The sequence below is a fragment of the Mixta mediterraneensis genome (assembly GCF_030283135.1).
Classification (GTDB): domain Bacteria; phylum Pseudomonadota; class Gammaproteobacteria; order Enterobacterales; family Enterobacteriaceae; genus Pantoea; species Pantoea mediterraneensis.
Genome location: NZ_JASUAZ010000001.1, coordinates 149,600 through 169,362 on the forward strand (window position 1 = coordinate 149,600; position 19,763 = coordinate 169,362).

A 19,763-nucleotide genomic window follows, 5' to 3' on the forward strand; every position below is an offset into this window, starting at 1 on the left:
AGTCGGGGATGTGCTGTTTGGGTAGTTAAATCGCAGAAGCTTTGTTGGTGGTGGGAGAAGGATGATTCGGCGCGCTGCGCCTCACCCTGCGGGCCGCGCTGAAGCGCGTTGTCTCGCCTGGCTCGACCCGAACCTTCGGTCGAAGCTTCTCATCCTTCTCAGGCAGAGTCGGGGATGTGCTGTTTGGGTAATTAAATCGCAGAAGCTTTGATGGTGGTGGGAGAAGGATTCGAACCTTCGAAGTCTGTGACGGCAGATTTACAGTCTGCTCCCTTTGGCCGCTCGGGAATCCCACCGGGGATATAATGTAATAACTCAGGCAAAATGGCGATTCAGATGGTGGTGGGAGAAGGATTCGAACCTTCGAAGTCTGTGACGGCAGATTTACAGTCTGCTCCCTTTGGCCACTCGGGAATCCCACCATGGCCTGAATCTTTGTGCCTGAAAGCGGGGCGCATCATACCAAATGCGCATTAGGTGTAAAGCGCCCATAAATAAATAGCGAACCGTTTGCCCACTTTTTATGCTTTACGCTGCATTGCCAGGCAATTCAGCGTGAAAGCGCTTAAAGAATAATCGTGCGATTGCCGTAAACGAAAACACGCTGACCGAGAACCTTATACAAGGCGCGGCTGAGCACGTTTTTTTCTACGTCGCGTCCGGCGCGCATCATTTCATCAGCGGTATAGCTGTGATCGACATTAATCACGTCCTGCATAATGATCGGGCCTTCATCAAGATTATCATTCACATAGTGCGCGGTTGCGCCAATGATCTTTACGCCACGTTCGTAAGCCTGATGATAGGGGCGTGCACCGATAAATGCTGGCAAAAATGAATGATGAATATTAATAATCTGGTTGGGGTAACGTTGAACAAAAGCGGGGGTTAATACGCGCATATACTTAGCCAGCACGACATAATCTGGCTGATAACGATCAATTTCATCAGCCATTCGATTGTCATGCTCTTCGCGCGTTAAGCCTTCATGACTGACCAACGTAAAAGGAATATCAAAACGCTCAACTAAAGAACGCAGCGTTTCGTGATTTCCAATAACAGCCGCAATTTCCATGTCCAGACCACCGAAGGCGCTCTTCATCAGTAAATCGCCAAGGCAATGGGCTTCTTTGGTGACAAGAATTACAACACGACGACGTCCTGCGCTATGTAACTCACGCACTGAACCCTGGGGCAGGGCGCTGTCAAGATCGGCGAGCAGTGTGTTGTCGTTAAAAATTCCTTCCAGCTCTGTACGCATAAAAAAGCGCCCGGTGCGATGATCAACAAACTCATTGTTCTGCACGATATTGAGTTCGTGCTTATAACAAATATTGGTGATTTTGGCGATCAGACCTTTTGCGTCGGGACAAATGGTACGGAGAACTTTTCTTTGCATGGTTTGCGCTTGCATCTCAATCAGAGTCCTGTCAAAGCATTAAGGGTAAAACCGTTGTGCTAGCGTTTAGCTCAGCCGCAACACTTCTTGTATTTTTTATCGGAGCCACAGGGGCACCGATCATTGCGCCCTAACTCAGGCGTTATTCCATCAATATAGTACCAGCGTTGATCCTCGCGAAGAAAGCGGGAACGTTCGTGGATAGCGTGAATGGTGTTTTTTACGCGGTATTGCGCAAAAAAGGTAACGTAGGCTTCATTATCATGGCTTCCACGATTACAACGGGTTACAGTCAGGCTTAACCATTCGGTGTCTTGAAAACTTTCAGATAAAAACCCTGCCAGCGTAGGGCTACGTTTGGCAGGATGCCAGGTACTGACAAGGTAATCTGCGTCTTGTCTGGCATAAGCGCTATAACGTGAGCGCATTAATTGCTCGGCGGTAGCAGGGATTTGATTACCCTTAAGAAAGCGTTCACAACATAGGCTATACTGCTTTTCGCTGCAGCATGGGCACTTTTCAGACACGTAAGCTCCTGAGAGTGTTAATAAGAAATGATAACAAGCACTATGGTAGCCGACCCCACGTTGTGAAGCTATGTATTGAAGCAGGACCAGAGAATTGATGAGAAATGTAAAAATTGGATTGGCCCTGGGTTCAGGCGCCGCCAAGGGGTGGGCGCATATTGGTGTTATCAAAGCCCTTGAACGTGCAGGTATTCATATTGATGTCGTGGCAGGCTGCTCTGTTGGCGCATTAGTCGGATCGGCTTATGTCAATAACCGGCTAGCGGTAATGGAAAAATGGGTTAGCGCGTTTCGTTACTGGGATGTTATCCGCCTGATGGATGTGTCCTGGCAACGAGGTGGATTATTACGCGGTGAACGCGTCTTTAATCACGTGCGGCAGCTTATTCCTCATGATTCTATCGAAGCCTGCACCAAACCTTTTGGCGTCGTCGCCACTAATCTGAGTACCGGCCGGGAGCTCTGGTTAACCGAAGGTGATTTGCATCAGGCTGTGCGTGCATCTTGCAGTATGCCAGGCTTATTACCGCCTGTCGGCTACAATGGGTATTGGCTTGTGGATGGCGCGGTTGTTAATCCGGTACCCATTTCGCTGACTCGGGCGCTAGGCGCTGACATCGTGATTGCGGTTGATCTGCAACATGATGCGCATTTAATGCAACAAGAACTGCTGTCAGTTACGCCACAAAATAGTGAAGAAGAAGCCGCTGCGGCTGCGTTAAGTTGGGGAGGCAGGCTTCGACAGCGTTTGGTGAACTTTACCCAACGACGCGCGTCACAAACACCTGGAGCGATGGAGATCATGTCTACATCAATCCAGGTGTTGGAAAATCGCCTGAAGCGTAATCGTATGGCAGGCGATCCGCCTGATGTGCTTATTCAGCCGTTTTGTCCGCAAATTTCCACGCTGGACTTTCATCGCGCCGAAGAAGCCATTGAGGCAGGCAAGGCCGCTGTTGAGAAAAAAATGGATGAACTTTTACCGCTGGTCCGTAGTAGATAATCAGGTTGTTCTTTCACAGATGTCACTTCGGTCAATTCTGAAAGGCGCAACTGCGTTTTATGAACCACTATTGAATTATCTGGTACGCAGGGAGATAGAATGGAAAAACCACTAATCGGCAAAAAGATACTCATTGTCGAAGATGAGGCCGTTTTCCGTTCGTTGCTGGACCAATTTTTGTTATCGATGGGTGCTGTGACGTTACAAGCGGAAGAGGGTGTAGCTGCGATTGCGCAGCTACAACAGCACACCGTTGACCTGATAATTTGCGATCTTGAGATGCCGCGTATGAACGGTATCCAGTTTGTTGAGCATATTCGAACAAGTGGCAATAGCGTGCCAATACTGGTGATTTCCGCTACTGAAAACATGGCTGATATTGCGCATGTGTTGCGATTAGGCGTTCAGGATGTGCTGCTCAAACCGCTTAAAAATTTTGAGCGGTTTCGGGAAGTCGTTTATGAATGCCTTTACCCGTCGATGTTCACCTCTAAAGTTGAAGAAGATGAGCAGTTGTTCCAGGACTGGGATGCGCTGGTGCGCGATCCGCAGGCCGCCGCCAAACTGCTCAAACAGCTTCAGCCACCGGTTCAGCAAAATATTGCCAACTGTTGCGTCAACTATCGTCAGTTAACCATGGCGGAGCAGCCGGGTCTGGTGCTGGATATTGCAGCGTTATCTGATAAAGACCTCGCGTTTTACTGTCTGGACGTTACAAGAGCAGGCGACAACGGCGTACTGGCGGCTCTTTTGTTGCGCGCCTTGTTTAACGGTCTGTTGCGAGAGCAATTATCTGGACAACAGCAACGCCTGCCTGAGTTGAACAGCTTATTACGACAAGTAAATTTATTATTGCGTCAGGCAGATCTGAGCGGTCAGTTTCCACTGTTAGTGGGCTATTATCATCGCAATTTAAAAAACCTGATTTTGGTTTCAGCCGGATTAAACGCAACACTTCATGTCCACGCCCATCAAATACAACTCAGCAATGGGGTTCCCCTTGGCACTATGGGAAGCACCCACCTCAATCAAATAAGTCAGCGCGCAGACAACTGGCAATGTCATGTCTGGGGCGCAGGCGGCCGTATTCGACTGATGTTATCGACTGAAGAATAAACAAAAGAATATAAATTCTCTTGGCGCTGGAGACAGGGCCAGGGGATAGCTTTACACTTGGGTAATAGTCTTAATTTCTGCGGATTGTCTCCTTCCAGGATAAATCCGTCCGAGAGTAGCTGATATACTCATTTCCGAATTTAAACCGACATATCAAGTATTAACTTGAAACGGCCTATAAGAGAGGTATCTTGATGTCTGCCTATAAGTCCAAAGTAAAAAAAGCGGTAATCCCTGTAGCGGGTTTGGGTACGCGTATGCTTCCCGCCACTAAAGCGATTCCGAAAGAGATGTTACCGCTGGTTGATAAGCCGTTAATACAGTATGTCGTTAACGAGTGCATCGCTGCAGGAATCAACGAGATTGTGCTGGTTACGCACTCTTCAAAAAACTCCATTGAAAACCACTTTGATACCAGTTTCGAACTGGAAGCCATGCTGGAAAAACGCGTTAAGCGCCAGTTGCTGGATGAAATTCAGTCAATCTGTCCTCCACACGTCACTATTATGCAGGTTCGTCAGGGCATCGCGAAAGGACTGGGCCACGCGGTCATGTGCGCGCATCCGTTAGTTGGCGATGAGCCTGTTGCGGTTATTCTGCCGGACGTGATCATTGATGAATATGAATCGAACCCAACCAAAGATAACCTGGCAGAAATGCTGAGTCGTTATGAAGAATCAGGTCGCAGCCAGATCATGGTGGAGCCTGTCGCCGATGTTACCGCTTACGGTGTTGTCGATTGTCAGGGCGCAGAGCTGAACCCTGGCGACAGCGCGCCAATGGTTGGCGTAGTTGAGAAGCCTAAAGCCGCTGAAGCGCCCTCTAATCTGGCGGTCGTTGGACGCTATGTGCTGTCCGCCGATATTTGGCCGCTGTTAGCTAAAACTCCTCCAGGCGCAGGTGGCGAAGTTCAGTTGACTGACTCTATTGCTATGTTAATGGAAAAAGAAACAGTTGAAGCTTATCACCTGAAAGGGGTTAGCCATGACTGCGGTAACAAACTGGGCTATATGCAAGCTTTCGTTGAGTATGGTGTTCGTCACCCGGTATTGGGCAAAGATTTTTCTGAATGGCTCGATAACGCGGTTGGCAACAAAAAGTAATTCATAACAACGGGATAACTCAATGAAAGTCACTGTATTTGGTATCGGCTATGTCGGTCTGGTTCAGGCTGCGGTGTTGGCCGAAGTCGGACATGACGTTCTGTGCATTGATGTCGACGCAAACAAAGTCGAAAACCTCAAGAAAGGCATCATCCCTATTTTTGAACCAGGCCTGACGCCGCTGGTTACAGCCAATTACGAAGCGGGTCGCCTGAAGTTTAGCACTGACGCCGAGTCGGGTGTTAATCACGGTGTGATGCAGTTTATTGCTGTAGGCACACCGCCAGATGAAGACGGATCTGCCGATCTTAAATATGTTACTGCCGTGGCACGTACCATCGCGCAACATATGAATGAACACAAAGTTATTATCGATAAATCGACTGTTCCGGTAGGCACAGCAGATAAAGTGCGTTCAGTGATGACCGAAACGCTGAAGGCGCGCGATGTTAACATCAGTTTCGATGTGGTTTCTAACCCTGAGTTCCTGAAAGAAGGCGCGGCAGTAAATGACTGCATGCGGCCAGAACGTATCGTTGTTGGTATGGACAATGATGATGTGGTTGAACTGTTACGGGAACTTTATGAACCCTTTAACCGTAACCACGACCGCATGATTCTGATGGATATTCGCAGTGCAGAACTGACTAAGTACGCTGCAAACTGCATGCTGGCGACCAAAATCAGTTTTATGAATGAAATTTCTAACCTTGCCGAACGGTTAGGCGCGGATGTTGAGAAAGTGCGTCAGGGCATTGGTTCTGATCCCCGTATCGGCTATCACTTCATTTATCCTGGCTGTGGTTATGGTGGATCATGCTTCCCGAAAGATGTGCAGGCATTGATTCGTACCGCTGAATCGATTGGCTACAAACCGCGTCTCCTGCAAGCTGTAGAAGATGTGAACGACAGCCAGAAAACCAAGCTGCCAACCTTTATTAAGCGTCATTTTGGCGAAGACCTGAGTGGTAAAACCTTCGCGTTATGGGGATTATCATTTAAGCCAAACACTGATGACATGCGTGAAGCCTCCAGCCGCGTGCTGATGGAAACACTGTGGGAAGCGGGTGCAACGGTTCAGGCCTTTGATCCAGAAGCAATGGATGAAGCGCAACGCATCTATGGACACCGCAGCGATCTTAAGCTGATGGGCACCAAAGAAGCGGCGCTGCAAGGCGCTGACGGGCTGGTCATTTGTACGGAATGGCGAAATTTCCGTGCACCTGACTTCGACGTAATCAAAAAGGCGCTGAAAGAACCCGTGATTTTTGATGGTCGCAACCTGTATGATCCAGAGCGTACAAGCAAACGCGGTTTCGTCTATTACGCAATCGGCCGCGGCGCATCCATCCAGGTGGTATAATTGACGAGGGATTTATGAATTTTCTGGTAACCGGCGCCGCAGGTTTTATTGGTTTTCATGTTAGCCAACGCTTGTTGGCCGCCGGTCACCAGGTTGTTGGCATCGACAACCTGAATGACTACTATGACATTAGTCTAAAACAATCCCGCCTCGACCTAATAAAGTCTTCTTCCAGTTTTAAGTTCATTAAACTTGATTTAGCCGATCGTGAAGCTATGGCTTCACTTTTTCAGCAACACACTTTTCAACGCGTTATTCATTTAGGTGCACAAGCTGGCGTTCGTTATTCTATTGATAACCCTGACGCCTATGCGGATGCTAACCTCATTGGTCATTTAAATATCCTTGAGGGTTGCCGTCATCATAAAATCGAGCATTTGCTCTACGCATCATCGAGTTCTGTATACGGGCTGAACCGTAAAATGCCTTTTTCTACCGATGACAGCGTTGACCATCCTGTTTCGCTTTATGCAGCAACGAAAAAAGCCAATGAACTGATGGCGCACACGTATTCCCATCTTTATCAATTACCCACTACAGGATTACGTTTTTTCACCGTTTATGGCCCCTGGGGGCGCCCGGATATGGCGTTATTTAAATTCACGCGCGCAATGATTGCTGGTGAAGCCATAGATGTTTATAACCAGGGCCAGATGAAACGTGATTTCACCTATATAGACGATATTGCTGAAGCTATTGTGCGGTTGCAGGATGTCATTCCACAGCGAGATGATAACTGGACGGTCGAAACCGGTTCTCCAGCGACCAGCTCAGCGCCATACCGCATTTATAACATTGGCAATAGCGATCCTGTCACCTTAATGAGCTACATCGAAGCGATTGAAAAAGCGCTGGGCATTACCGCAATTAAAAACCTCATGCCGATGCAACCGGGTGATGTGCTGGAAACCAGTGCGGATACGCAGGCATTATTCAAAGCGATTGGTTTTAAGCCTCAAACCAGCGTAGAAGAGGGCGTTAAACGGTTTGTTAACTGGTATCGTGAATTCTATAAAGTATAAAAAAAGGAAGCCATGGCTTCCTTTTCCCTGATGTGATAATGGCAATATCGAAATAAAAAGATCCGCCAAACAATGAAGCAATCAGAGCAATTAAAGTAAGAAGTCTTCTAATTTTTTACCTTGTTCTTCAAGCGCTTTTTTAATCACAACCGGTGTGCGGCCCTGACCGGTCCAGGTTTTAGTTTCACCATTTTCATCGACATAGTGATATTTTGCTGGACGGGCTGCACGTTTAGCTTTACCCGTCGCTTTTGATTCGGCCAAACCACTCAGTAATTCGTTAGGATCAATCCCATCAGCCATCAACATTTCGCGGTATTGTTCCAGCTTACGCGTCCGCTCGGCATTTTCTGCTTCAGCGTGAGATTCTTCATCGCGGCGTTCATTAACCACAACTTCCAGTTTCTCCAGCATTTCTTCAAGTGCTTCTACCGTGCATTCTCTGGCCTGCGCACGCAGCGTGCGAATATTATTAAGAATTTTAAGTGCTTCGCTCATTGTCCTGATCTCTGAATAATTAAAGAAGAGTTGTTCTGCCCGCTAATAGTAGTGTTGGCAAAAAATAACTTCAACAGCAAATTAAGTTAAGCATAAAATAACTGTTAATAAACCTGACGTAAAAGACGTAGCTTAAACTGGCCGCTAAGACTTTACTGAGACAGAAAGTTAAATATTCATTAATCTTATACAAATAAATTCACGCTTGTTTTTCTGGCTAAATTTTGATCGGGCGATGCCCGGAGCCAGACTATCATTTTTTCGGTTTCTAATGATCTTTTAATGTCAAAGCACAAGGCGGGGTTAACAAGAGAGGCGTATATCGACAACTCTTCCGCTCAATAACGCACCATTAATTCTCAGCGGTGAGCCTGCTCTTCTGTGCTAAAATAGCCGGCATTCTGTTTCGTCTTAACTGAGATTCAGCTCCTATGGCTCAGCTCTACTTTTATTATTCTGCAATGAATGCCGGTAAATCTACCGCGCTATTACAATCATCCTATAACTATCAAGAACGTGGCATGCGTACGTTGGTTTATACCGCCGAAATCGACGATCGCTTTGGTGCGGGTAAGATAAGCTCCAGGATTGGTTTATCCTCTCCCGCCTCGCTCTATAACGAAACGACTAAACTTGATGTGGATATTGCCGCTGAACATGCACGTCAGCCTGTTCACTGTGTGCTCGTGGATGAAAGCCAGTTTTTAACGCGCGAGCAAGTTAAAGCGCTGTCTGACGTGGTCGACAAGCTGGATATTCCGGTACTTTGTTATGGATTACGCACCGACTTTCGCGGAGAGCTATTTACTGGCAGCGAATATCTGTTGGCCTGGGCCGATAAGTTGGTTGAATTAAAGACCGTTTGCCATTGTGGCCGTAAAGCCGGCATGGTGTTAAGGTTAGATAGCAACGGCAAACCTTTTAGGGAAGGGGAGCAGGTAGTGATTGGCGGCAACGAACGTTATATTTCCGTCTGCCGGAAACATTACAAGCAAGCAATTGAGCAGGGTTCGCTTCAGGCTATTCACGGAGCTCAGGCGGCAAAAATATAGAATCCGAATTGCAGGCAAAAAAACCCGCTATTGCGGGTTTTTTATTACACGGCATTACGCTTTTTTGAGTTTCTTCTCAACGATTTCCCCCTGCAATGGTTGAGCCGCCACAGATTCTGCAACGCTTGCGAAGGGCTCTGCATATTCACGACCGTAGAAACTGTCTAACATGATCTGTTTTAACTCGGCAATCAACGGATAGCGTGGGTTAGCACCGGTACACTGGTCATCAAACGCATCGTCAGCCAGCTTATCGACTTTCGCCAAAAAGTCGGCTTCCTGGACGCCAGCTTCGCGAATAGACGTCGGGATCCCGAGCTGCGTTTTCATCTCATCCAGCCACGCCAGCAATCTTTCAATTTTTTGCGCGGTGCGGTCGCCTTCAACACTTAATCCCAGATGATCGGCGATTTCAGCGTAACGACGACGCGCCTGCGGACGATCATACTGGCTGAACGCTGTCTGCTTCGTTGGATTGTCATTTGCGTTATAACGGATGACGTTTGCAATCAGCAGGGAGTTAGCTAAACCGTGTGGAATATGGAATTCAGAGCCCAGTTTGTGCGCCATTGAGTGACAAACTCCCAGGAAGGCGTTTGCGAAGGCGATACCTGCAATGGTCGCGGCGTTATGTACCCGCTCACGTGCAACCGGATTCTTAGCGCCATCTGCGTAGCTGGCAGGTAAATATTCTTTCAATAATTTCAGCGCTTGCAGAGCCTGACCATCTGAATATTCATTCGCCAGCACTGAAACATAGGCTTCGAGGGAGTGTGTCACAGCATCCAGCCCCCCGAACGCGCAAAGTGAGCGGGGCATATCCATCACCAGGTTAGCATCAACAATTGCCATATCCGGCGTTAAAGCATAATCAGCCAGCGGATACTTCTGCCCGGTTGCGTCGTCAGTGACTACCGCAAATGGCGTCACTTCAGAACCTGTACCGGAAGTGGTCGTGATGGCTACCAGCCGCGCTTTTACGCCCATTTTCGGAAATTTATAGATACGTTTCCGAATATCCATAAAGCGCAGCGCCAGTTCTTCAAAATGCGTTTCAGGATGTTCATACATTACCCACATGATTTTAGCGGCATCCATTGGCGAACCACCGCCCAGGGCAATAATCACATCAGGCTTAAAGCTGTGCATTTGTTCAGCGCCTTTACGGACGATGCTAAGCGTTGGGTCCGCTTCTACTTCGAAGAAAACTTCCGTTTCAACGCCATGCGATTTCAACACACGCGTTACCTGATCAGCATAACCGTTATTAAACAGGAAGCGATCGGTGACGATAAAGGCGCGTTTTGCGCCATCCGTTGCGACCTCTTCCAGCGCAATCGGCAGCGCACCACGACGGAAGTAAATGGATTTTGGAAGTTTATGCCACAACATATTTTCAGCTCGTTTAGCCACAGTTTTCGTGTTGATAAGATGTTTTGGACCGACGTTTTCGGAGATAGAGTTACCTCCCCATGAACCACAACCTAACGTCAAAGAAGGCGCGAGTTTGAAATTGTATAAATCACCGATACCGCCTTGCGAAGCGGGCGTATTAATTAAGATACGCGCGGTTTTCATCTTATCGCCGAAGTGATGGACACGCTCGGTCTGGTTATCCTGATCGGTGTACAGACAAGAGGTGTGGCCGATACCGCCCATTGCTACCAGCTTTTCTGCTTTACTAACCGCATCCATGTAATCTTTTGCACGATACATGGCCAGCGTCGGGGACAGCTTCTCATGGGCGAAAGGTTCAGATTCATCAACTAACGCGACTTCGCCGATTAATATTTTGGTGTCAGGTGGAACCGAAATACCGGCCATTTCAGCAATTTTTACTGCTGGCTGACCAACGATAGCGGCATTTAACCCGCCATTTTTGAGGATGATGTCCTGTACGGCGCTCAACGTTTTGCCTTGCAGCATGTAACCGCCGTGACTCGCGAAACGTTCACGTACCGCATCATAGACTGAATCCACCACGATGACGGATTGCTCAGAAGCACATATCACACCGTTATCAAACGTTTTGGACATCAGAATAGACGCAACTGCACGTTTAATATCAGCCGTTTCATCAATCACAACTGGCGTGTTGCCTGCTCCAACACCAATGGCGGGTTTACCAGAACTGTACGCGGCTTTAACCATGCCTGGACCGCCGGTTGCGAGAATCAGATTAATGTCTGGATGGTGCATCAGCTGACTGGAAAGCTCCACCGATGGCGCGTCAATCCAGCCGATAATATCCTTTGGCGCGCCCGCAGCGATGGCAGCCTGCAGCACGATGTCTGCAGCTTTATTGGTGGCATTCTTAGCGCGTGGATGTGGCGAGAAAATAATGCCGTTGCGGGTTTTCAGGCTAATCAGCGCTTTGAAAATGGCGGTAGAGGTTGGGTTGGTGGTTGGGACGATACCGCAAATCAAACCAATCGGTTCTGCAATGGTAATGGTGCCGAAGGTATCATCGGTTTTTAAAATCCCGCAGGTTTTTTCGTCTTTATAAGCATTGTAAATATATTCAGAAGCGAAGTGGTTTTTAATAACCTTGTCCTCCACTATCCCCATACCTGATTCAGCAACAGCCATTTTTGCGAGGGGAATACGTGCGTCAGCAGCGGCGAGGGCTGCAGCGCGGAAAATAGCATCAACCTGTTGCTGAGAAAAACTGGCATATTCACGCTGCGCTTTTTTTACCCGCTCAACCAGTGCGTTAAGTTCGGCGACATTAGTAACGGCCATGGTGCTCTCCTGAAGGAAGTTAAACTTTTTTAGTAAACAAGCCTGAGTATAGATGTGCTGCGCTAATACCTTGATTTCGTGCTAATTTATAAGTATTTCATCAGCTTACTAAAAAAGTTTAAACATGCAGGGTGGAGCGTCCTGTATGCTTACGATGCGAAAAGGTTAGCCGGTTTGAGGCAGGGTAGTGATGATGCAGATCAAAGCTGACACCTTTCAGCTTGTCTTTACGTGCTGTTTATTTTGTAGACAAAAACGATCGCAATGAAACCTGTCCTTTAGCGACATAAACCATGCCGCGTTTCCAGACTGGAAGTTAACACTGTTTCTTACTGAATTAACCAGAATAAATACCTGTCAGGCGTACTGGTGTACGCTGGGTTTTTGCCTTACATTAGGCGCGATTTTTTATTCTGGAAGGATGTTCGTCGTGAACCCTGCGCTGTTAGATTTATCTGGCTATATAAAATTTTTTGTTGGTCTTTTTGCGCTGGTCAATCCGGTTGGCATCATTCCGGTTTTTATCAGTATGACCGGCTATCAGACCGCTGCTGAACGCAATAAAACTAATCTTACTGCTAACCTGGCGGTGGCAATTATCCTCTGGACTTCCCTGTTCCTGGGCGATGCCATATTACATCTGTTCGGTATTTCTATTGATTCATTCCGCATCGCAGGGGGAATTTTGGTGGTCACGATAGCCATGTCGATGATCAGTGGAAAACTGGGCGAAGATAAACAGAACAAACAGGAAAAGTCAGAAACGGCGATCCGCGAAAGCATTGGCGTTGTGCCGTTAGCGTTACCTTTGATGGCGGGGCCAGGCGCTATTAGTTCTACTATCGTCTGGAGTACACGCTATCATAACCTGCTGAATCTTCTGGGCTTTAGCCTTGCCATTGCTATTTTTGCGTTTTGTTGCTGGCTTTTGTTCAGAGCGGCCCCTTTGATGGTGCGTGTATTGGGACAAACCGGGATCAACGTGATCACGCGTATTATGGGCTTGCTGCTTATGGCGCTGGGAATTGAATTTGTGGTAACAGGAATGAAAGCGCTTTTTCCAGGATTGCTTGGTTAAACATGGTGCTTATTTTTTGTTTGAAATAAAAGCATGACCCATATTGGTGCAAATAAAGGCTTTATTTGCACCAATGCAATGCAGTTATTCATCTTGCTTAAGTTACCATCAATATTATCATCTTTATTACTTTCTTCTGTCAGATTCAACGATGCATGTGATAATTGTCACATGATTATCTGCTAAAAATTATTATCCCCGCCTAACTAAAATTCACCATTTCTCTAATAAAACCCTGTTAGATCGCGTTACGCCTGTCTGATTCCAGATAATTGCCAGGAAAAAATTAAAAAATGGCTTTTTTGGATTTCCAGAACAAAAAATCTCTAAATATGATTATTTATCATTAGGTTAAGATATTTTTAGCTGAAAAATTAACACTTCCGTTGCGAGAGTTCTCGTGATAAAAGAGAAACAGCTAACATTTTTGTTATTAAACTTTGGCGCCTTCTTACAGCTTCTGATAATTTCGGCGCAATAAATTTTTCCTGGTGAGTCAAAGTGAGAACGATTTTTGCTTATAAGGTTATATGCGTTTGAATTTAATCCGTTGTTAGCGTCATCGCTGAATGCCGACAAAGAAACGCAGCGCACGGTATAAGCAAGCCGTAACATAAACTGGCAAGGGTGTCTTACAACGGCGTTAGTGTGCGATGGGTCAACCCTGGCAAGGGTTTACCGGTAAAAAACCACAGGACAGACCTGAATCTTATTTCATTAAACATTGCGTCGTGTGCTTACCTGGCGAGACAGCCGGGAAGTTGGCGACCATGCAGGCCACCATTCGGGGGCGAATAAATCCTCAGGTGCTCACACCGAGGATCCCGGAAACGGGGACACCAGGGCGCAAAAAGCCCCGGTGACAATAAAAAAAACTGGAGTGTAATAATGAACAACATCACGAAGAAAAGCCTTATCGCAGCCGGCGTCATCGCCGCGATAAGCGCTCTGGCAGGGAACGCTGTTCTGGCGGCTACGGTGCCGCCTGGGGTTGTGTTGGCAGCTAAGCAAGAACTGATCAGAGGTAATGGCGACGAAGTACAATCACTGGATCCGCATAAAATTGAAGGCGTACCCGAAGATAACGTTGCCCGCGATCTGTATGAAGGTCTGCTGGTCAGCAACGCAGAAGGTAAGCCGGTAGCAGGCGTAGCCGAGCGTTGGGAAAACAAAGATTTTAAAGTCTGGACATTCCATTTACGTCAAAATGCGAAATGGTCGAATGGCCAGCCCGTCACCGCACAGGATTTTGTTTACAGCTGGCAGCGTCTGGCCGATCCTAAAACCGCATCGCCTTATGCCAGCTATCTGCAATACGGCCACATCATGAATGTGGATGACATTATTGCCGGCAAAAAACCAACCACTGCATTGGGTGTAAAAGCCATTGACGATCACACGCTGGAAGTCACGCTCAGCGAACCGGTCCCCTATTTTTACAAGCTGTTGACCAATTTCGTAATGTCGCCGGTTTATAAACCTGCGATCGAAAAATTTGGCGATCAGTGGACTCAGCCGCAGAATTGGGTGGGTAACGGTGCCTTTAAGCTGGAAGCCCACGTCATTAACGAACGGATTACACTGGTGCGTAACCCGGAATACTGGGACAACGCGCACACTGTATTGAACAAAGTAACTTTCCTGCCGATTAATTCCGAAGTGAGTGACGTTAACCGTTACTTCTCCGATAATGGCAGCGACATGACTTACAATAATATGCCGATCGAACTGTTTAAGAAGTTGCAGCGTGAGAACGGCAAAGAGCTGCATGTCGATCCGTATCTGTGCACGTACTACTATGAAATCAATAATCAGAAAGCGCCATTTACCGATCCGCGTGTACGTGCGGCGCTGAAACTGGGTATTGATCGTGACATCATCGTGAACAAAGTGCTGGCGCAAGGCCAGCTTCCGGCTTACAGCTTCACGCCGCCAGCTACCGATGGCATTGATTTGCTCCCGCCAGAGTGGTTCAAATGGTCACAAGCAAAACGTAATGAAGAAGCGAAGAAATTGCTGGCCGAAGCCGGTTATACCGCGGATAAACCATTGACCTTTAATCTGCTCTACAACACTTCCGACCTGCATAAAAAACTGGCGATTGCAGCGTCTTCCATCTGGAAGAAGAATATTGGTGTGAACGCCAGGCTGGAAAACCAGGAGTGGAAAACCTATCTGGATACCCGTCATCAGGGTAACTTCGACGTTGCGCGCGCGGCCTGGTGTGCGGATTACAATGAACCAACGTCTTTCCTGAACACCATGCTTTCAGACAGCAGTATTAATACCGCCCATTATAAGAGTGCTGACTTTGATAAGGTCATTCACGACGCGGTAGGTGCAGCAGATGATAAAGCCCGCATGGCGGACTATCAGAAAGCTGAACAAATTATGGACAAAGACAGTGCTATCGTACCGGTTTATTACTATGTGAACGCACGCCTGGTTAAACCTTATGTCGGCGGCTACACCGGTAAAGATCCGCTGGATAAAACCCTGGATAAAGATTTTTATATTATTAAACATTAATAGCACACAGGCTATCGACAGCGGCGGTGCATCTCGCGCCGCCTTTTTTATTATTGCGTTGTGAAGCAACAGCCTGGTAGGTACGGCAATGTTAAAATTTATTCTGCGTCGATTGCTTGAAGCAATCCCGACGCTTTTCGTTCTGATTACCATCTCCTTCTTTATGATGCGCCTGGCCCCTGGCAGTCCGTTTAGCGGCGAGCGCACCTTGTCACCAGAAGTTATGGCCAATATTGAGGCGAAGTATCACCTTAACGACCCGATCGGTAAGCAATATGTGGATTATTTGGTCCAGCTTGGTCATGGCGACTTCGGTCCGTCATTTAAATATAAAGATTATTCCGTGAACTATTTGGTGGCGCATGCTTTCCCGGTATCCGCAAAGCTTGGTCTGGCAGCCTTCTTGCTGGCGATGGTACTGGGCGTGACGGCTGGCGTTATCGCGGCCTTGCGGCAAAACAGTTTATGGGATTATGCCGTAATGGGAGTGGCAATGACCGGCGTGGTCATACCCAGCTTTGTGGTGGCACCGCTGCTGGTATTGATCTTCGCCATCACCCTGAAATGGTTACCGGGCGGCGGCTGGAACGGCGGTCAATGGAGCTATATGCTGTTGCCGATGGTGGCGCTGTCACTGGCTTATATTGCCAGCATCGCACGTATTACCCGCGGTTCAATGATTGAAGTGATGCACTCTAACTTTATTCGCACTGCGCGCGCCAAAGGTTTACCGCTGCGGCGTATTGTATTGCGTCATGCTCTGAAACCAGCGTTGCTACCGGTCATCTCATATATGGGACCTGCCTTCGTTGGCATTATCACTGGTTCAATGGTGATTGAATCTATTTATGGATTACCGGGTATCGGTCAGCTGTTCGTCAATGGCGCATTAAACCGCGATTACTCATTGGTTATGAGCCTGACTATTTTAGTCGGGGTGTTAACCATTATTTTTAACGCGATTGTTGACGTACTGTATGCCGTCATCGATCCGAAAATTCGCTACTGATTCGGGAGTTCGCCATGATGTTAGGTAAGAAAAATAGCGAAGCTCTTGACGCATTCAGCGAAAAGCTGGAAGTAGAAGGGCGCAGCCTGTGGCAGGATGCGCGTCGCCGTTTTATCCATAACCGCGCAGCACTGCTTAGTTTGTTAATTCTGCTAGCGATCACCGTGTTTGTTATCGTCGCGCCGTTGTTGTCGCCATTCTCTTATGACGATACGGATTGGGGCATGATGTCTGCCGCACCAGATACCACTTCAGGTCACTGGTTTGGCACTGATTCATCGGGGCGGGATTTGCTGGTGCGTGTGGCAATTGGGGGCCGTATTTCACTGATGGTCGGCATTGCTTCTGCCTTTATCGCCGTTATTGTCGGCACGCTATACGGTTCTGCTGCCGGTTATCTCGGCGGGAAAACTGACTCAGTGATGATGCGTATTTTGGAAATCCTTAACTCGTTTCCCTTTATGTTCTTTGTGATTCTGCTCGTCACCTTCTTTGGGCGTAATATTCTGCTGATCTTTGCCGCCATCGGCATGGTTTCCTGGCTGGATATGGCGCGTATCGTGCGTGGTCAGACTCTGGGGTTGAAACGTAAAGAGTTTATAGAAGCGGCTCACGTTGGCGGCGTATCCACGTTTAATATCGTGCTACGCCACATCGTACCGAATGTGCTTGGTGTGGTTGTGGTGTATGCCTCGTTGCTGGTGCCCAGCATGATTCTGTTTGAATCATTCCTGAGCTTTCTGGGATTGGGAACGCAGGAACCGCTTAGTAGCTGGGGGGCGTTACTCAGCGACGGCGCAAATTCGATGGAAGTTTCGCCCTGGCTGCTGTTTTTCCCGGCGGGCTTTCTGGTTGTCACGCTGTTTTGTTTTAACTTTATCGGCGATGGCCTGCGTGATGCCCTCGACCCGAAAGATCGTTAAGGAGTTTCCCGATGACTATTCATGAATTCCGGCCAGCGATGGCTGCCCGCACGGGAAGCGACCTGCTGTTAGATGTTAAGGATTTACGTGTCACATTTGCTACCCATGATGGTGATGTTACCGCCGTCAATGACCTGAATTTCTCACTGCGTGCAGGTGAAACGCTGGGAATTGTCGGTGAGTCGGGGTCGGGCAAATCACAAACGGCCTTTGCTTTAATGGGGTTGCTGGCGAAAAATGGCCGTATCGGCGGTTCTGCGCTATTCAATGGCAATGAGATCCTGAATCTGCCCGAAAGTAAGCTGAATAAGCTGCGTGCCGAGCAGGTTGCCATGATTTTTCAGGATCCCATGACCTCGCTGAATCCTTATATGCGCGTCGGTGAGCAGCTGATGGAAGTGCTGAAGTTGCATAAAGGAATGAACAGCGCGCAGGCATTTGAAGAGTCGGTGCGTATGCTCGATGCGGTAAAAATGCCGGAAGCGCGTAAACGCATGAAGATGTATCCGCATGAGTTTTCTGGCGGTATGCGCCAGCGCGTCATGATCGCCATGGCGCTGATGTGCCGTCCAAAGCTGTTAATTGCGGATGAGCCGACTACCGCGCTGGACGTGACGGTGCAGGCGCAAATCATGACGTTGCTGAACGATCTGAAGCGAGAATTCAACACGGCCATTATTATGATCACCCACGATCTCGGGGTGGTGGCGGGGATCTGCGACAAAGTGCTGGTGATGTATGCCGGACGCACCATGGAGTATGGTCGCGCGCGCGATGTGTTCTATCAGCCTGCGCATCCCTATTCGATTGGTCTGTTAAACGCCGTGCCGCGTCTGGATACGGAAGGCGAAAGCCTGGCCACCATTCCAGGCAATCCACCTAATCTGCTGCGACTGCCGCAAGGGTGCCCGTTCCAGCCCCGTTGTCCTTATGCGATGGATATTTGTACCCAGTCGCCACCGCTGTTGCCGTTTGAAGACGGTCGCTTACGCGCCTGCTTTAAGCCGGTGGAGGAGTTAGTATGAGCACCGTAGCTGAAAAGAAGGTCTTACTGGAAATCGCCGATCTCAAAGTCCATTTCGACATTAAAGAGGGTAAGCAATGGTTCTGGCAGCCATCACAATCTCTAAAGGCGGTTGATGGCGTCAGCCTGCGTTTATACGAAGGCGAAACGCTGGGCGTGGTAGGCGAGTCCGGCTGTGGTAAATCGACGCTAGCGCGGGCGATTATTGGCCTGGTGAAGGCCACAGAAGGGCGCGTAGCCTGGCTGGGGCGCGATCTGCTCGGGCAAAGCGAAGAAGAGTGGCGCAAAGCGCGTAGCGATATTCAGATGATTTTTCAGGATCCGCTGGCATCGCTGAACCCACGTATGACGATTGGCGACATTATTGCCGAGCCGCTGCGGACGTATCATCCCAAAATGACGCGGGAAGAAGTCAAAGAACGCGTCAAAAACATGATGATGAAGGTGGGCTTGCTGCCTAATCTTATAAACCGTTACCCGCATGAGTTTTCCGGCGGGCAGTGTCAGCGTATCGGTATTGCGCGCGCGCTGATTCTGGAACCGAAACTGATTATCTGCGATGAGCCCGTTTCGGCGCTTGACGTGTCGATTCAGGCGCAGGTGGTTAACCTGTTGCAGCAGTTGCAACGCGAAATGGGTTTATCGCTGATCTTTATCGCGCACGATTTGGCGGTAGTGAAGCACATTTCCGATCGCGTGCTGGTGATGTATCTCGGCCATGCGGTGGAGTTAGGAACTTATGATGCGGTATATAACGATCCGCAGCATCCCTACACCAAAGCCCTGATGTCGGCGGTGCCGATTCCCGATCCTGACCTGGAGAAAAACAAACAGATTCAGCTGCTGGAAGGGGAATTGCCGTCGCCCATCAATCCGCCGTCAGGTTGCGTTTTCCGCACCCGCTGTCCCATTGCCGGTCCTGAATGCGCCAAAACGCATCCGCTACTGGAAGGGAGTTTTCGCCACGCGGTTTCCTGTCTGAAGGTCGATCCGCTTTAAAGCAAAACGCCGGGCATGTGCCCGGCGTTAGTTTATCGTTGCCGCTTATTCACGCCATAAGATATGGCATAGCTTGTTATCTTTTTCGCGGCATAGCAACACGCGTGCAAACACATCGGTAATCGGTTCGCCGTCTGCTTCACCTAAACCAATCACCACCTCTGCGAAGAAATCTGGGTTCAGATCGAAATCAACATGCTCTGACCAGTCTTCTGACGGATCGAATAACTCTGCGCCGCCACGCTCTTCAAACTGAAGGTTGAAGAGAATGATGTCTGCCGGATCGAGGTTGTCGCCTGCCAGCTCAAGAAAAATATCGTAAGCCTGTTCCAGGGTTTCGTCTTCGGTAAGGCGATTATTTAAATCCATGTTCTGT

The 19,763-nt window shown here is 48.4% G+C and carries 17 protein-coding genes, 2 tRNA genes and 1 other RNA gene; 12 read left to right on the forward strand and 8 right to left on the reverse strand.

Annotated elements, in window-relative coordinates; genetic code table 11:
- Positions 1-45: 45 nt before the first annotated feature.
- From QRY16_RS00700 to QRY16_RS00720, 5 genes are all read right to left on the reverse strand, one after another.
- A non-coding RNA gene (locus QRY16_RS00700) (RtT sRNA) lies at positions 46-174 on the reverse strand.
- 37 nt (positions 175-211) lie between these two features.
- Positions 212-296, reverse strand: a tRNA-Tyr gene (locus QRY16_RS00705).
- A 41-nt stretch (positions 297-337) separates the two neighbouring features.
- A tRNA-Tyr gene (locus QRY16_RS00710) sits at positions 338-422 on the reverse strand.
- Between the two features lie 143 nt (positions 423-565).
- Positions 566-1,414 (reverse strand): formyltetrahydrofolate deformylase, encoded by an 849-nt coding sequence (gene purU, locus QRY16_RS00715; protein WP_193406926.1) that lies wholly within the window; start codon positions 1,412-1,414, stop codon positions 566-568.
- Positions 1,415-1,470: 56 nt separating this feature from the next.
- Positions 1,471-1,926: a YchJ family protein gene (locus tag QRY16_RS00720; RefSeq protein WP_289775286.1), complete on the reverse strand. Its 456-nt coding sequence runs from the start codon at positions 1,924-1,926 to the stop codon at positions 1,471-1,473.
- A gap of 97 nt (positions 1,927-2,023) precedes the next feature.
- Here QRY16_RS00720 and rssA point away from each other — a divergent pair, with 97 nt between their 5' ends.
- The 5 genes from rssA to QRY16_RS00745 all read left to right on the forward strand — a co-directional run bounded on the left by rssA (position 2,024) and on the right by QRY16_RS00745 (position 7,533).
- A complete protein-coding gene (gene rssA, locus QRY16_RS00725; RefSeq protein WP_193406924.1) occupies positions 2,024-2,929 on the forward strand; it encodes a patatin-like phospholipase RssA in 906 nt (301 codons plus the stop codon).
- Positions 2,930-3,028: 99 nt separating this feature from the next.
- Positions 3,029-4,045, forward strand: a complete 1,017-nt coding sequence (rssB, locus tag QRY16_RS00730) for a two-component system response regulator RssB (RefSeq protein ID WP_289775287.1) — start codon at positions 3,029-3,031, stop codon at positions 4,043-4,045.
- A gap of 194 nt (positions 4,046-4,239) precedes the next feature.
- The gene (galU, locus tag QRY16_RS00735) at positions 4,240-5,148 is read left to right on the forward strand and encodes a UTP--glucose-1-phosphate uridylyltransferase GalU (RefSeq protein ID WP_289775288.1); all 909 of its coding nucleotides are present in this window, start codon (positions 4,240-4,242) and stop codon (positions 5,146-5,148) included.
- A gap of 22 nt (positions 5,149-5,170) precedes the next feature.
- Positions 5,171-6,511, forward strand: a complete 1,341-nt coding sequence (locus QRY16_RS00740) for a UDP-glucose dehydrogenase family protein (RefSeq protein WP_289775289.1) — start codon at positions 5,171-5,173, stop codon at positions 6,509-6,511.
- 14 nt (positions 6,512-6,525) lie between these two features.
- On the forward strand, positions 6,526-7,533 hold the full coding sequence (locus QRY16_RS00745) for an NAD-dependent epimerase (protein ID WP_289775290.1): 1,008 nt from the start codon (positions 6,526-6,528) through the stop codon (positions 7,531-7,533).
- Positions 7,534-7,623: 90 nt separating this feature from the next.
- On the opposite strand, the gene hns is transcribed toward QRY16_RS00745, so the two are convergent.
- Positions 7,624-8,031 carry a histone-like nucleoid-structuring protein H-NS gene (hns, locus tag QRY16_RS00750; RefSeq protein WP_193406919.1) on the reverse strand — a complete coding sequence of 136 codons (408 nt, stop codon included), beginning with the start codon at positions 8,029-8,031 and terminating at the stop codon, positions 7,624-7,626.
- A gap of 431 nt (positions 8,032-8,462) precedes the next feature.
- On the opposite strand from hns, the gene tdk reads away from it, so the two are divergent.
- Positions 8,463-9,083, forward strand: coding sequence for a thymidine kinase (gene tdk / locus QRY16_RS00755; RefSeq protein ID WP_289775291.1), 621 nt, complete (start codon positions 8,463-8,465; stop codon positions 9,081-9,083).
- 54 nt (positions 9,084-9,137) lie between these two features.
- Here the strand turns inward: tdk and adhE are convergent, their stop codons facing one another.
- Positions 9,138-11,825 carry a bifunctional acetaldehyde-CoA/alcohol dehydrogenase gene (gene adhE, locus QRY16_RS00760; protein ID WP_289775292.1) on the reverse strand — a complete coding sequence of 896 codons (2,688 nt, stop codon included), beginning with the start codon at positions 11,823-11,825 and terminating at the stop codon, positions 9,138-9,140.
- 430 nt (positions 11,826-12,255) lie between these two features.
- On the opposite strand from adhE, the gene QRY16_RS00765 reads away from it, so the two are divergent.
- From QRY16_RS00765 to oppF, 6 genes are all read left to right on the forward strand, one after another.
- Positions 12,256-12,903, forward strand: a complete 648-nt coding sequence (locus QRY16_RS00765; protein ID WP_193406916.1) for a YchE family NAAT transporter — start codon at positions 12,256-12,258, stop codon at positions 12,901-12,903.
- A gap of 888 nt (positions 12,904-13,791) precedes the next feature.
- Entirely contained in the window at positions 13,792-15,432 is a 1,641-nt protein-coding gene (oppA, locus tag QRY16_RS00770) for an oligopeptide ABC transporter substrate-binding protein OppA (protein WP_289775293.1), read from the forward strand.
- Positions 15,433-15,520: 88 nt separating this feature from the next.
- Positions 15,521-16,441: an oligopeptide ABC transporter permease OppB gene (oppB, locus tag QRY16_RS00775; protein ID WP_193406915.1), complete on the forward strand. Its 921-nt coding sequence runs from the start codon at positions 15,521-15,523 to the stop codon at positions 16,439-16,441.
- 14 nt (positions 16,442-16,455) lie between these two features.
- Positions 16,456-17,364, forward strand: a complete 909-nt coding sequence (gene oppC / locus QRY16_RS00780; RefSeq protein WP_193406914.1) for an oligopeptide ABC transporter permease OppC — start codon at positions 16,456-16,458, stop codon at positions 17,362-17,364.
- 11 nt (positions 17,365-17,375) lie between these two features.
- A complete protein-coding gene (oppD, locus tag QRY16_RS00785; protein ID WP_289775294.1) occupies positions 17,376-18,389 on the forward strand; it encodes an ABC transporter ATP-binding protein in 1,014 nt (337 codons plus the stop codon).
- Complete coding sequence (gene oppF / locus QRY16_RS00790) at positions 18,386-19,387, forward strand: murein tripeptide/oligopeptide ABC transporter ATP binding protein OppF (RefSeq protein WP_289775295.1); 1,002 nt, start codon at positions 18,386-18,388, stop codon at positions 19,385-19,387. Before oppD ends, oppF begins: the two co-directional genes overlap by 4 nt.
- Positions 19,388-19,432: 45 nt before the next feature.
- Here oppF and QRY16_RS00795 read toward each other — a convergent pair whose 3' ends face one another.
- Complete coding sequence (locus tag QRY16_RS00795) at positions 19,433-19,756, reverse strand: HI1450 family dsDNA-mimic protein (protein WP_193406889.1); 324 nt, start codon at positions 19,754-19,756, stop codon at positions 19,433-19,435.
- Between the last annotated feature and the right edge of the window lie 7 nt (positions 19,757-19,763).

Excerpts from the sequence above, each read along its gene's own strand:
- rssA (WP_193406924.1), top strand. The coding sequence starts at position 2,024 with ATGAGAAATGTAAAAATTGGATTGGCCCTGGGTTCAGGCGCCGCCAAG.
- QRY16_RS00740 (WP_289775289.1), top strand. The coding sequence starts at position 5,171 with ATGAAAGTCACTGTATTTGGTATCGGCTATGTCGGTCTGGTTCAGGCT.
- oppB (WP_193406915.1), top strand. The coding sequence starts at position 15,521 with ATGTTAAAATTTATTCTGCGTCGATTGCTTGAAGCAATCCCGACGCTT.
- oppA (WP_289775293.1), top strand. The coding sequence starts at position 13,792 with ATGAACAACATCACGAAGAAAAGCCTTATCGCAGCCGGCGTCATCGCC.
- adhE (WP_289775292.1), bottom strand. The coding sequence starts at position 11,825 with ATGGCCGTTACTAATGTCGCCGAACTTAACGCACTGGTTGAGCGGGTA.
- oppD (WP_289775294.1), top strand. The coding sequence starts at position 17,376 with ATGACTATTCATGAATTCCGGCCAGCGATGGCTGCCCGCACGGGAAGC.
- tdk (WP_289775291.1), top strand. The coding sequence starts at position 8,463 with ATGGCTCAGCTCTACTTTTATTATTCTGCAATGAATGCCGGTAAATCT.
- QRY16_RS00795 (WP_193406889.1), bottom strand. The coding sequence starts at position 19,756 with ATGGATTTAAATAATCGCCTTACCGAAGACGAAACCCTGGAACAGGCT.
- QRY16_RS00745 (WP_289775290.1), top strand. The coding sequence starts at position 6,526 with ATGAATTTTCTGGTAACCGGCGCCGCAGGTTTTATTGGTTTTCATGTT.
- galU (WP_289775288.1), top strand. The coding sequence starts at position 4,240 with ATGTCTGCCTATAAGTCCAAAGTAAAAAAAGCGGTAATCCCTGTAGCG.
- purU (WP_193406926.1), bottom strand. The coding sequence starts at position 1,414 with ATGCAAGCGCAAACCATGCAAAGAAAAGTTCTCCGTACCATTTGTCCC.
- oppF (WP_289775295.1), top strand. The coding sequence starts at position 18,386 with ATGAGCACCGTAGCTGAAAAGAAGGTCTTACTGGAAATCGCCGATCTC.
- hns (WP_193406919.1), bottom strand. The coding sequence starts at position 8,031 with ATGAGCGAAGCACTTAAAATTCTTAATAATATTCGCACGCTGCGTGCG.
- rssB (WP_289775287.1), top strand. The coding sequence starts at position 3,029 with ATGGAAAAACCACTAATCGGCAAAAAGATACTCATTGTCGAAGATGAG.
- oppC (WP_193406914.1), top strand. The coding sequence starts at position 16,456 with ATGATGTTAGGTAAGAAAAATAGCGAAGCTCTTGACGCATTCAGCGAA.